At 61.6% G+C, this 12406-nt stretch carries 11 protein-coding genes; 2 read left to right on the top strand and 9 right to left on the bottom strand.

Features of this window, described 5'->3' with window-relative positions:
- Positions 1-4 precede the first annotated feature (4 nt).
- On the top strand, positions 5-586 hold the full coding sequence (locus tag ACYQ4Z_RS05275) for a DUF1415 domain-containing protein (RefSeq protein ID WP_219971465.1): 582 nt from the start codon (positions 5-7) through the stop codon (positions 584-586).
- A 47-nt stretch (positions 587-633) separates the two neighbouring features.
- Here the strand turns inward: ACYQ4Z_RS05275 and ACYQ4Z_RS05270 are convergent, their stop codons facing one another.
- The 9 genes from ACYQ4Z_RS05270 to ACYQ4Z_RS05230 all read right to left on the bottom strand — a co-directional run bounded on the left by ACYQ4Z_RS05270 (position 634) and on the right by ACYQ4Z_RS05230 (position 9871).
- The gene (locus ACYQ4Z_RS05270; RefSeq protein ID WP_170141291.1) at positions 634-1488 is read right to left on the bottom strand and encodes an HDOD domain-containing protein; all 855 of its coding nucleotides are present in this window, start codon (positions 1486-1488) and stop codon (positions 634-636) included.
- Positions 1466-2434 carry an oxygen-dependent coproporphyrinogen oxidase gene (gene hemF, locus ACYQ4Z_RS05265; RefSeq protein WP_119335256.1) on the bottom strand — a complete coding sequence of 323 codons (969 nt, stop codon included), beginning with the start codon at positions 2432-2434 and terminating at the stop codon, positions 1466-1468. Before hemF ends, ACYQ4Z_RS05270 begins: the two co-directional genes overlap by 23 nt.
- Positions 2434-3753, bottom strand: a complete 1320-nt coding sequence (gene purD, locus ACYQ4Z_RS05260; protein ID WP_219971452.1) for a phosphoribosylamine--glycine ligase — start codon at positions 3751-3753, stop codon at positions 2434-2436. Before purD ends, hemF begins: the two co-directional genes overlap by 1 nt.
- A 66-nt stretch (positions 3754-3819) precedes the next feature.
- Positions 3820-5394: a bifunctional phosphoribosylaminoimidazolecarboxamide formyltransferase/IMP cyclohydrolase gene (purH, locus tag ACYQ4Z_RS05255; protein ID WP_219971438.1), complete on the bottom strand. Its 1575-nt coding sequence runs from the start codon at positions 5392-5394 to the stop codon at positions 3820-3822.
- 21 nt (positions 5395-5415) lie between these two features.
- The gene (locus ACYQ4Z_RS05250; RefSeq protein WP_219971429.1) at positions 5416-5697 is read right to left on the bottom strand and encodes a helix-turn-helix domain-containing protein; all 282 of its coding nucleotides are present in this window, start codon (positions 5695-5697) and stop codon (positions 5416-5418) included.
- Complete coding sequence (gene dusB, locus ACYQ4Z_RS05245; RefSeq protein WP_459860282.1) at positions 5694-6683, bottom strand: tRNA dihydrouridine synthase DusB; 990 nt, start codon at positions 6681-6683, stop codon at positions 5694-5696. The genes ACYQ4Z_RS05250 and dusB overlap by 4 nt, the downstream gene beginning before the upstream one ends.
- Positions 6684-6722: 39 nt before the next feature.
- Positions 6723-8096: an aminopeptidase P N-terminal domain-containing protein gene (locus ACYQ4Z_RS05240; protein ID WP_219971425.1), complete on the bottom strand. Its 1374-nt coding sequence runs from the start codon at positions 8094-8096 to the stop codon at positions 6723-6725.
- The gene (locus tag ACYQ4Z_RS05235; RefSeq protein WP_219971423.1) at positions 8093-8836 is read right to left on the bottom strand and encodes a nucleotidyltransferase family protein; all 744 of its coding nucleotides are present in this window, start codon (positions 8834-8836) and stop codon (positions 8093-8095) included. Before ACYQ4Z_RS05235 ends, ACYQ4Z_RS05240 begins: the two co-directional genes overlap by 4 nt.
- A 9-nt stretch (positions 8837-8845) precedes the next feature.
- A complete protein-coding gene (locus ACYQ4Z_RS05230; protein WP_219971414.1) occupies positions 8846-9871 on the bottom strand; it encodes an aminoglycoside phosphotransferase family protein in 1026 nt (341 codons plus the stop codon).
- Between the two features lie 63 nt (positions 9872-9934).
- Here ACYQ4Z_RS05230 and lptD point away from each other — a divergent pair, with 63 nt between their 5' ends.
- Positions 9935-12397 carry an LPS assembly protein LptD gene (lptD, locus tag ACYQ4Z_RS05225; RefSeq protein WP_219971411.1) on the top strand — a complete coding sequence of 821 codons (2463 nt, stop codon included), beginning with the start codon at positions 9935-9937 and terminating at the stop codon, positions 12395-12397.
- Positions 12398-12406 lie beyond the last annotated feature (9 nt).

Below are 12406 nucleotides of genomic sequence, written 5' to 3'. Positions count from 1 at the left end.
CAGAATGGAGCCAACGGATTCGATCGATGAAGCAGCGGTGGTCGAGCAGATGCGTGCTTGGATCGAAAGGGCCGTGATCGGGCTGAACTTATGCCCGTACGCCAAAGCCGTTTGGATCAACCAGCAAGTGCGCATCCGAGTAAGCGATGCACGCCACATCGATCATTTTCTGGAGCATTTGGACGAAGAGCTGGAGCGGCTCGTAACGACTGACCCGAAGGTCCTGGACACGACGCTTCTCGTCCACCCCACCCTTTTCCCTGATTTCGCGACGTTCAACGATTTCTTGGATCTGGCCGAAGCCTGTTTGGAGGACCACGATTTGGTTGGGGTGATCCAGATCGCGTCGTTCCATCCCCAATTTCAATTTGCCGAGGAGCCGGAAGGGGATTGGAGTCACTACACCAATCGGGCACCGTACCCGACGCTGCACCTCCTGCGCGAAGCCAGTATTGCGCAAGCGGTTGCTGATCATCCCAACCCCGACGCGATCTGGCAACGCAACGTAGCCTTGATGCGCGAATTGGGGCGGTCGGGGTTGGCGAAGCTGAAGATCTGGCCGGAGTTGGAAGACGAAAAAAAGTAAGGCGCGCCTAAAATCTGCGCGTGCGGTCGGCCTCGCGGCGCGAGCGGTCAGGTGTCGGCGTTCGAGGGGTCGAGCAATGCGATCAAGTCGTCACAGAGCGCATTGTATTCTTCTTCGGAGAGTAAGAGAAATTCCAGAGCGGCATTTCCGAGTTTTTCCCATTCGTAGTTTTCGGTCAAACGCATGGCCCGGTAATCGATTTGTTCAGCGATAAGTGCTGTCGCGATCAGGTTGAGCGCCGTGGTTGAGAGGCTTTCTGAAGCAAAACAGTCCAGTTCATGGTGGTGCGCAATCGCTTCACAAATCGGCTCTGGAAGTCCCCAATTCTTGGCAAGCAGACTCCCAACAATCGCATGGCTGGTTTGATGGCGTTCTTCTTCGACTGCGGTGAAGGGGCGCTGAAATTCGGCATTGGCGGCGCGGAGTGTTTCGAGATAATCCGGAAAGCGGGCCGCCATCAGAGGAATCCCACAATCGCGAAAGAGCCCGAACAGGTAAGCGAGATTAGGGGACAGATTTTTCAGTTGTTTGGCAATGGCTGCGGAAAGGAGCGCGATCCGTGCCGAACTGTCCCAGAAACGCTCGAGTTTTGGGGTGGCCAGGGTGTTGCGCACCATGAAACCCGTTACCAGGGTAGCAATGTTGTCAAGCCCAAGCACCCCCACTGCTTGGTCGATCGATTCCACTTTGCGCCGTAAGCCGTAAAAAGGGGAATTGACCGTTTTCAACACGGCGGCCGAGAGCGCGACATCGCTGGCAACGAGCCGAGAAAGTGCGCGCAAATCGGGCGCATCGGATTGGAGTGCAGAAAAAATCTCCGTCAGGATTTGAGGGCGAGGCGGGATTGCGATACGCGCAATCAGCTGCTGTGCGGTCTGCTCACTCAGAGGTGGATTGTTCATTGCCGTGGCTCCCTTCGAACGCCCAGTCCCGGGGCGTGAGCAATTCATAGAGTCGTGCTTCGGGTGAGCCGGCCTCGGGATGCCAATCGTAGCGCCAATGGACCACTGGGGGCAGGGACATCAAGATCGATTCGGTTCGACCCCCTGTTTGCAGGCCGAAGATGGTTCCCCGATCCCAGACCAAGTTGAACTCGACGTAGCGCCCGCGCCGGTAACATTGGAACTGCCGCTCCCGTTCGCCGTAGGGGTGGTGGCGGCGCCGCGCGACGATCGGCAGGTAAGCGGGCAGGAAATGGTCGCCGACCGCAAAGGTGAGCCGTTGTGCAGCGTCAAACGGGGTGTTGCCGTCGGCGCCAAGATCGTCGAAGAAGAGGCCGCCGACGCCCCGTGGTTCGTTGCGGTGTTTGAGGAAGAAGTAACGGTCACACCACGTTTTCCATTCCCGGTAGCACGTATCGTCTCCGCCACCGGCATGGACCGCGTCGCGGCACGTACGGTGGAAATGGACGATATCTTCGACGAACGGATAGTACGGGGTGAGATCCATCCCGCCGCCGAACCACCAGACGTCAGGCTGTGTGTCATTGCTGTGCGCGACGAAAAAGCGAACGTTGAGGTGCACCGTCGGGCAGTATGGGTTACGCGGGTGGAGCACGAGCGATACGCCCAGCGCTTCGAACGGGCGGCCAGCAAGTTCCTGACGGTGCGCCGTGGCGGAAGGGGGAAGGCTCGCCCCCCGGACATGGGAAAAGTTGCAGCCGCCCCGTTCGAAGAAGCGGCCATTTTCGATGAGACGGGTAAGCCCGTCGCCTTGCAGACGGTCACCAGCGGGACGAGACCACGCATCGGTGTGAAACGGCTCACCGTCGAACGCTTCGAGCGACGAGACGATTTCGCGCTGGAGCGCAAGAAAACGGTCACGCAGTTCGGCGATTGGCAACGCCATCACGACCGTCCCGGTTTGGCAATGGCGCGGTGGCCGATGTCGCGACGCATCTGTTTGCCCGGGAATCGAATCTGTTCGGCGACGGCATAGGCACGCTGTTGTGCCGCGGCAACCGAGTCGCCCAATGCAGTGACCGCAAGGACTCGCCCCCCTGCGGTGACGAGGGTGCCGTCGTCGCGTTGCGCCGTGCCGGCGTGGAAAATCAACACCGAATCGTCATTGATGGCAAGCGGTGTCGGTTCTTTAGGTAGGCCCATGATCGGGTCCCCTTTCTTCGGCGCGTTGGGATAGCCTTGGGCAGCGAGCACCACCGCAAGCGCGACACGCCGATCCCATTCGGCAGTGGCGTCACCGATTCGCCCTTCGAGCGCGGCTTCGATGAGGTCGACAAGATCCGATTTGAGCCGCGCCATGATCGGTTGGGTTTCCGGGTCACCCATGCGGCAGTTGAATTCGACCACAAAAGGCGCGCCATTGGGCGCGATCATCAGCCCGGCATAGAGGAATCCGACGTAGGGCGTACCCTCTTCAGCCATCGCAGCGAGTGTGGGACGGATGATTTCCCGCATCACGCGCGCATGCACGTCGGGGGTGACGACCGGAGCAGGGCTGTAGGCCCCCATTCCGCCCGTGTTGGGCCCCTGGTCACCGTCCAAAAGGCGTTTGTGGTCTTGGCTGGTCGCCAGCGTCAACGCCTCTTTGCCGTCGGCAATCACGATGAAGCTCGCTTCCTCGCCTTCCAGGAACGCTTCGATGACCACACGCGCGCCCGCTTCCCCCATTTCCCGGCTCACCAACATTTTGTCGATTGCCGCATGTGCCTCGTCGAGCGTTTGCGCAACGACGACGCCTTTCCCGGCCGCGAGCCCATCGGCTTTGATGACGATCGGCGCGCCTTGGGCGTCGACGTAGGCGTGCGCTTTGTCGGGGTCAGAGAAGGTGGCGTAGGGCGCCGTGGGGATACCGTGCCGAGCCATGAAGGCTTTGGCGAACTCTTTGCTGGCTTCCAGCTGGGCAGCCGCTTGCGTCGGTCCGAAAATCGTGAGCCCTTCGGCTTGGAACGCATCGACGATTCCCGCCGCAAGTGGCGCTTCGGGGCCCACCACGGTGAGATCGACGTGATGGCGCTTTGCCGCGTCGATCCAGGAGGGAATGTCATTCGCGGGGAGGTTGCGACATTTTTCCGTCGCGGCGGTCCCGGGGTTGCCTGGCGCGACGAACACGCGCTGCACCCGCGGCGACTGCGCGAGTTTCCAGGCAAGTGCATGTTCGCGACCGCCGCTCCCAACCACCATCACGGTTAAACCCAGATGTTTCATCTTGCCCTTCCTCTGCTTCGCCTTTCTTGTATGACCGATCCGCTTCGTTTTGGTGTCGAGTGGCGCTCAGTGACGGAAATGGCGCATACCGGTGAAGACCATTGCCAGGCCGTGTTCGTTTGCGGCTGCGATCACCTCTTCGTCGCGCACCGAGCCCCCCGGTTGGATCACTGCAGTGGCGCCCGCTTGCGCCAGGACATCGACGCCGTCGCGAAACGGAAAGAACGCGTCCGACGCCACGACCGAACCGCGCACCTCGAGCCCGGCGTTTTGCGCTTTGATCACGGCGATGCGCGAGGAGTCCACACGACTCATCTGACCAGCGCCGATGCCGATCGTTTGCCCGTTTTTGCCGTAGACGATCGCGTTCGATTTGACGAATTTGGCAACGCGCCAGACAAAGAGGAGGTCGCGCATTTCGTCTTGCGTTGGTGTGCGGCGTGTCACCACTTTGAGGTGAGCGGGATCGAGCAGGTCGGTATCGTTGGACTGAACGAGCAATCCGCCGCCGATGCGCTTGAGATCCTGCTGCGCAACCGCTGGACCCCACGGACAGCGCAAAACCCGGACGTTTTTCTTCTCCGCAAGGCGCGCTCGAGCTTCTTGGGTGTAATCGGGCGCGATCACTACTTCGAGGAATTGCTGCGTCAGGGCTTCGGCTGCTGCGGCATCGACCACGGTATTGAACGCGATGATCCCGCCGAACGCAGAAGTGGGGTCGGTTGCGAACGCCTTGCGGTAGGCATCCGCTGCGCATTCGGCTACGGCAACGCCGCACGGGTTGGCGTGTTTGACGATCACGCACGCTGCTCCGTCTTGCTGGGGATCGAACTGTTTCACGCATTCCCACGCGGCGTCGGCATCTGCCAAGTTGTTGAACGAAAGGGCTTTGCCTTGCAGCGTTTCGGCAAGCGCAAGCGCGCCCGGCGCCGGATTGAGGTCGCGGTAGAACGCCGCCTGCTGGTGCGGGTTTTCACCATAGCGAAGCGGCATCACCAGGTCGAAGGAGAGGTGGAGGGCTTGGGGCCAGGTGGCGTCGCCTTCGAGCCGTTGTGTGAGGTAGGTGCTCACCATTGCATCATATCGCGCCGTGTGGGTGAAGGCTTTCGCAGCAAGACGAAAGCGGGTGGCGTAACTCACTTGGCCGCGGTTTTTGAGTTCGTCGAGCACGGGCGTGTAGTCGGCCGGGTCGACGATCACGGTGACGCCACCCTGCTCGTCGCCGTGGTTTTTCGCTGCGGCGCGAACCATCGCCGGGCCGCCGATGTCGATGTTTTCGATCGCCTCAGCTAGCGTGCAGTCGGGGCGGGCAACGGTGGCGGCGAATGGATAGAGGTTGACGGCGACGATCTCGATGGGGGGAATGTCGTGCGCGGCGAGCGTCGCGATGTGCTCGGGGTTGCTGCGATCGGCGAGGATGCCGCCGTGCACGCGTGGGTGCAGCGTCTTGACACGGCCATCGAGGATTTCCGGAAAGCCGGTGTGTTCGGCAACGTCGGTGACGGTCAAACCGGCGTCACGCAACGCTTTCGCGGTGCCGCCGGTAGAAAGCAGCGTGTAGCCCAATTGCGCCAACGCTTGGGCAAAGGGGATGAGGCCGGTTTTGTCGGAGACGCTCAAGAGCGCGGTGCGGTGGGTCATCGGTGGTTTCCTCGATCGATTTCAGGCATTGGGATAGAGGTCGTGCTCTTTCAGTTTGCGGCGCAAGGTGTTGCGCGTCACACCAAGGAGTTCGGAAGCGCGGGTGATGTTGCCGTGGGTTCGGATGAGCACGTATTCGAAGAGCGTGCGTTCGACCCGCTTCATGACCATCGCGTGCAGATCCGATGGAGGAGCGCCGTCGAGATCGACGAAATAGCGGTCGAGCATTGTTTTGACCGCGATGCACAACGTATCGTCTGGGCGAAGGGGGTCGTGCGGGGAAAGATTCTGCGGCGCATTCATGCAACGCGCTCCTCAAAGGCGGGCAATTCGGTGAAAAAGCGGTCGATGAGTTCGCGCTGTGCCGCCGCGCACTCCAGTTGGTTCATCTCCCGGCGAAACGCGGCGCCCCCCGGTAACCCTTTCGAGTACCACCCGATGTGTTTACGCGCGATTTTGACTCCGGTCTCTTCTCCGTAAAAGGCATAGAGTTCTTCCAGGTGTTCGAGCAGAATCGCGCGAATTTCGGCACGGGAGGGAGGCGGAAGGTGTTTGCCGGTGGCGAGGTAGTGTTCGATTTCCCGGAAAATCCACGGGCGACCCTGTGCGGCCCGACCGATCATCACGGCGTCGGCACCGGTGTATTCCAGGACGTATTTGGCTTTTTCGGGTGTGTCGATATCCCCGTTCGCGATCACAGGAATCGACACGAGGCTTTTGACCCGGGCGATGGTGTCGTACTCTGCCTCTCCCATATATTGGTCGGCTCGTGTCCGACCGTGGATCGCCAGCGCACGAATCCCAAGGTCTTCAGCGATGCGCGCCAGTTCCGGCGCATTCTTGTTTTGCCGGTTCCAGCCGGTCCGCATCTTGAGGGTCACCGGGGTTTCGGGAACCGCTTTGACCACCGCTTCGAGAATCGCCGCAGCCAGTTTGAGGTCTTGCATCAACGCCGAGCCAGCGAAGACGTTGCAGACTTTCTTTGCGGGACACCCCATGTTGATATCGATGATCTGAGCGCCGCGATCGACGTTGTAGCGCGCCGCTTCGGCCATCATTTTGGGGTCGGCGCCTGCGATCTGAACGACGATCGGCTCGACTTCGCCCTCGTGGTTGGCACGGCGCTGTGTTTTGACACTGCCGTAGAGGAGCGAATTGGAGGTCACCATCTCAGAGACCGCAAGCCCTGCTCCCAAGCGCTTGCAGAGTTGGCGGAACGGGCGGTCGGTGACGCCTGCCATCGGAGCAACGAACAAATTGTTGCGCAGCGTAAAACCGAGGTAGTTCACGGCACGTATCGTTCGAGTTTTCGGGGGGAAAAGTATACCCTATCCCCCGCGCATCAGCGCTTCGATCTCGTCGATCGCAACCGGGACGTCACGGGTGAGCAAGGTGCATCCCGTTTCGGTGACCAGTGCGTCGTCTTCGATGCGAATGCCGATACCCCAAAAGTCGCGGGGGATATCCTCGGCAGGGTCGATGTAAAGCCCCGGTTCGATCGTCGTGACCATCCCTGGCTGTAACGTGATCGATTGCCCATCGATTTGATAGGGGCCGACGTCATGAACGTCGAGCCCCAGCCAATGGCCGGTGCGGTGGGGATAGAAGCGCAGATGGCGCTTTTCGGCGATGAGGGTGTCGACCTCGCCGGAGAGCAGTCCCAGATCGACCAGGCCTTCGACCAAGACGCGGGTGGCGGCGTCGTGCGCTGCGGCAAACGGCGCCCCGGGGCGGGTTGCGGCAATCGCGGCGTTCTGAGCAGCGAGGACGATCTCGTAGAGTGCGCGCTGCGCGCCCGAGAAGCGGCCGTTGGCGGGAAACGTTCGCGTGATGTCGCTCGCGTAACCGCGATATTCGCAACCGGCGTCGATCAATACCAGCGCGCCGTCGGGAATGGTCGCGCGGTTTTCGACGTAGTGCAGAATGCAGGCGTTGGCGCCGCTTGCGACGATCGGCGGGTAGGCAGGCCCTTCGGCGCCCAGTTCACGGAACGTGGCAAGGATTTTGCCTTCGAGCGCCGCTTCGCTGACGCCGGGACGGGTGATCTGCATCGCGGCGCGGTGCGCGGTTGCGGCGATCGCTGCACTCATCTTGAGGCACGCAATTTCGTATCGATCTTTGATTTGACGAAAGCGTGCTATCAAAGCCCGGACGTCGTACCACGCCTGAGGGGGGGTGACCCCCTGCCGGGTTTTACGTTCGAGCGCGCTTTTCCACAGACGCAGCCGGGCGTCGACAGCCTCATGTTCCAGGATCGGCGCCCAGACGTTCGCAGCACCGGCCAAGAGGTCCGGCATTCGGGTGTCGAGTTCGGTAAGGGGAAAGGCGTCGTCGAGCGCGAGCGCTGCGGCGGCCCGTTCGACACCCAGCCGAAACCCGTCCCACTTTTCTTGTTCGGGGTTGCGGTCGCGACAAAAGAGCACCGCGCGCGGTTCGGCGAACGTGCGCAAGAGTAACCATGCGTCGGGTTCGGTAAACCCCGTGAGGTAGTAAAAGTCGCTGTCGAAACGAAACGGGTAGTGGGTGTCGCGGTTGCGTCGCTGTTCGCGTGCGGTGGGCAGCAACAGTGCCCCACCACCAGCAGCTTGCATCGCCGCCAGGATGAGCGCACGCCGGTTTGCGAACGGCGTGGGGTCCGGATCCAGGCGGCCAACCGGCGGTTGCGGGGGTTCAGGGGTAGGGGAGGGAAGCGAGGGATTCATGGGTCTCCTTTCGTCGAATCGATGAGCGCCTGCCGTTCGCGGCGCCAGCGGGCGAGCCGCTGCGGCGTGCCGATGTCCCACCACGGCGCTTCGGTGATTTCGTAACCGATGCGTCCCTCTGTGATGGCTTGGCGCAGCAAGGGGCCGAGCGGGGCACGGGTCTGTGGCGTCAGCGAAGTGAGCAACGCAGAACGGTACAAGGCAACACCAGCGAACGTATAGGTATTGCCCCGGGTTGTATCGGCATGGGGCAGCAACGCGCCGCTGGGGGTGACCGTGAAATCGCCATCGCGATGGTCCGGCGGATTGGGCGCAAGCAGCAGGTACCCAAGGTGATCCGGGTGGGTGTTCAGTTGTGCTTCACCTCGGCGCACGAACATGGCAAGTGACCAAGCGGGTGCGAGATCGACGTCGCCATTGACCACCAAAAAGGGGTCGCTGTCGATGAGGGGAAGTGCCGTGCGAATACCCCCCGCCGTCTCCAGCCCGGGTGGGGTTTCTCTGCTGTACTGGACCGTGATTCGCCACGCGCTGCCGTCGCCGACGTACTGCTCGATCTGTTCACCCAGCCAACAAGGATTGAGGACCACAGAGCCGATACCGGCGTCGGCAAGCCGTTCGAGCCAGTGGGCGAGGAGCGGTGTTCCCGCGGCATCGGGAACGAGCGGTTTCGGGGTGGTGTCGGTGAGCGGACGCAACCGTTCGCCGCGCCCCGCCACCAAGATCAAGGCACTGGTCATGGCAACCGTTCAGAAGGTGAGCGCGACTTGAACCTCTTCGGGGTGGAGCCGCTCGAAAAGACGCAGTAGTGGTTTCAGTGCGGTATAGCGCATCAGGGCTTTCCACAAGTAGCGCCGAACCCGTGGCAGGTCGTCGAGATAGCCGGTTTTGCCGTCGCGGTAAGCCAGCCGGGCGAAGATCCCAAGCACTTTGAGGTGGCGCTGTACGCCCATCCATTCGTAATCGGCGTAGAAGTCGTCGAACCGCTCATGGATGGGAACGCCGAGCCGTCGTGCCTGCTGCCAGTAGCGGACGAGGAGGTCGAGCGTGAATTCCTCCGGCCACTCGAGGTAAGCGTCGCGCAAGAGTGAAACCGGGTCGTACGTAATCGGCCCCCAGACGGCATCTTGGAAATCGAGCACACCCAACGCCCCAAGGGGGCGCAGCGGATGGTTGTCCGGCAGCACCATGAGGTTGCGACTGTGGTAGTCGCGATGGACGAAAACCTGAGGCTGCGCCTGAGCGCGTTCGATCAGCGCGGTGAAGCTCTGCTCCAGCATCTGTTGCTCAGTAGCGGTAAGCGTGACACCCAGATGGCGGCCTAGGTACCATTCCGGGAACAGACGGAGCTCGGCTTTGAGTTTGGCGGCGTCGTACTCCGGAAGCGCTGCGGGACGAGGTTGCTTTTGAAGCACCAAGAGCGTGGCCAACGCTTCGGCATACCATTCGTGGGCGGTTTCCGGTTGGCTGTTTAGCCGCGTCGCCAGCGTCTCGCTGCCGAAGTCGCTCAGCAACACGAAACCCAGTTCCGCAGCCACGGCCTCGACCGTGGGAACGGGTACGTTGGCCTCGGCAAGACAGGCCCGAATCTGTAGCCACGGCTGGATCGCCTCTTTCTCCGGCGGTGCGTCCATCACGATGCGTGTCGTGCCATCGTTCAACCGTACGCGCCAATAGCGTCGGAAGCTGGCGTCTTCCGAAGCAGGCGTCAAGCTGTCGCTTGCGATCCCCAAGTCGTGCAACCAGGCAGTCAGTGCCAGACGGCGTTCCTCCATCGATCAGCCCAAACCCTTTCGTGTACAATCGCGCTAGACGATTGTAACCGAACTGATTGCCCTGTGACTTTCGTGCCTGATTCGAATGGACGTCGCGGCAAACCACCGCGACCGCGGTTGCGTCCTATCGTCGCGTGGTTGGCGGTGATGGGGTTTTCCTCATGGACTTGGGGGGAAGGGCTGCCTCCGTTCGAAGTCGATCCTTCTCTGCTGGGTTCTCCTTCGGCGGTTCCGCCTCAGCAAACGCCCGTTCTGCCTCATGACGCAGCGCCGAAGGATGCCGCGAACCCGAACCGCGAGCCTGAAGTCCCGGTGCCACTGACGTCGGCAACTTCTGCGCAGCGGGTCAGTGAACGCGATCTGCCGTTTTTGCCGGCTGGTACGGTGATCGAGGCCGATCGCATTCGCGGCGAACGGGGAAAAACGTTGATTGCCGAAGGGGACGTCATCGTTGCACGGGATGGGCAGTTCGTGCGTGCCGAACGGCTCACCTACGACGAACCCTCGGAAACTGTGACCGCAACGGGTGCAGTAACCCTGGAGGATCGCGCCCTGGGGGTTCGGGTGACCGGTCCCGAAGCGCACTACAATTTGGCGGACAAGACGGGGGTCTTCCAGCAGCCGCGCTACTTTTTCACTCCGTCGGAGAAAAACCCGCACGCAACCGACGCCCACGGCGCGGCGCAAGCGGTCTATTTCGAAGGCGCGAACCAGTATCGGATCGAAAGGGGGAGCTGGACCACCTGTGCGGCGCCGGACCCCGACTGGTATCTCCAAGCCGATCGCATCACACTGGATCGCAATACCAACGTCGGCCATGCGCAGGATGCGCGGTTGCGTTTCGGCGATACCACGCTTGTGGCGCTGCCGTGGTTGGAGTTTCCGCTTTCGAAGGAGCGGAAATCGGGCTGGCTTGTCCCCTCGTTCGGGGTGTCGAGCCGGGCCGGGGTACAGGTTGCGGTACCCTACTATTTCAACCTGGCCCCGAATTACGACCTGACGCTGACGCCAAGAATTTATACCCGTCGTGGACTGCAATTGGGCAGCCAATTCCGTTATCTGACCGAATCGATGCGCGGAACGCTCGAAGCGGAGGTGTTGCCGAGCGACCGCGAAGCGGGGCGAACGCGCGCGCTGGGAATCTGGCGGCATGAGCAGCGTTTCACTGACCGGCTCTACGGTACGGTCGATTACAACGCGGTGGGCGACCGGGACTACTTCAAAGATTTGAGCAACAACCTGAGCCTTTCTTCAACGGTTCATCTGCTGCGGCAAGGGTCGCTCTGGTACCATGGCGAGGGGTGGGGTTCGCAACTCCTGGTGCAGCAGTATCAAACGCTCGATCGCACCATCGAAACGCCCTACCGTTTGCTGCCGCAGTGGCGGCTCTGGTCGGCACCCGTCGCGTTGGGCAATGCCGGGCGCTTTGGCACCGTGACCTTTTCGGGGCAGGTAACGCAATTTCGCCACCCGGATGCGGGGTCTATCTCCTCTTCGGGACTCTATTGGGCCGAAGGAACGCGCTGGGTAGCAACCCCCGAGTGGCGCCTGCCGATCGCAACCGAATGGTGGTCGGTGGAACCGCGCGTGCTGGCACATCTCAGCCACTATTCCCTCGACCAACCCGCGGTTGTCGGCGGGCGAACGACCCTTTCGCGCGCGTTGCCGATCGTTGCGCTCGACGCGCGGATGGCGTTCGAACGCGACTGGACGCTTTTTGGCCGCAACTGGTTGCAAACGCTGGAGCCTCGCCTCTTTTACCGCTACGCGCCCTATCGCGATCAGTCCGATTTTCCCCTTTTTGATACCGATCGGTACGGTTTTGGCTTTGCCCAGCTCTTCATGATGAACCCTTATACGGGGTATGATCGCGTTGCGGACGGTCACAGTGTCACGGTGGCGGTCACGTCGCGGTTGCTGGAGCCCGAAACGGGTAGAGAACGGATCCGTGCGTCGCTTGCGCAGCGTTTTTACCGTGACGATCCCAAAGTATTGCTCCCCGGAGAGGCGCCGTGGAGTAACCGGCGGACCGACCTGCTCGCGGAAGTGGTCTGGCAGCCTTTCGAGCGCTGGCGGACCAAAGGCTTTTGGCAATACGATCCCGACGAAGGAGTGAACCGCCGTTTCAACGTCGCGGTGCGTTATGAGGCAGGGCTAGCGAAGGTAGCTGGCTTCGACTACCGGTACACGCGCGATCAGCTGGAGGAAGTGGCGCTTTCGGGGCAATGGCCACTTGCGCCGCGCTGGTACGGGGTGAGCCGCATCGCCCGGTCACTGCAAGAAGACCGCTGGACGGAACTGCTCGCTGGGTTCGAATACAACGGCGGCTGCTGGGTTGGCCGGGTCGTACTGCATCGCTATGCGCTTTCGAGCGCCAGCAACAACACAGCGATCTTTTTCCAACTCGAACTCAATGGGTTAGGGAGTTTGGGCAACGACCCGGGGTCGCTCCTGCGGCGAGCTGTACCGGGCTATGGCAGAATTGCGCCGACCGGCCCGGAGCGGTCGCTCGAGTCGGGGTGGTAGGAGAAGCGA

This window comes from Hydrogenophilus hirschii, assembly GCF_054656675.1.
The sequence above is the reverse complement of the archived record's forward strand: the minus strand, read 5'-3'. Positions and strand labels throughout refer to the sequence as shown.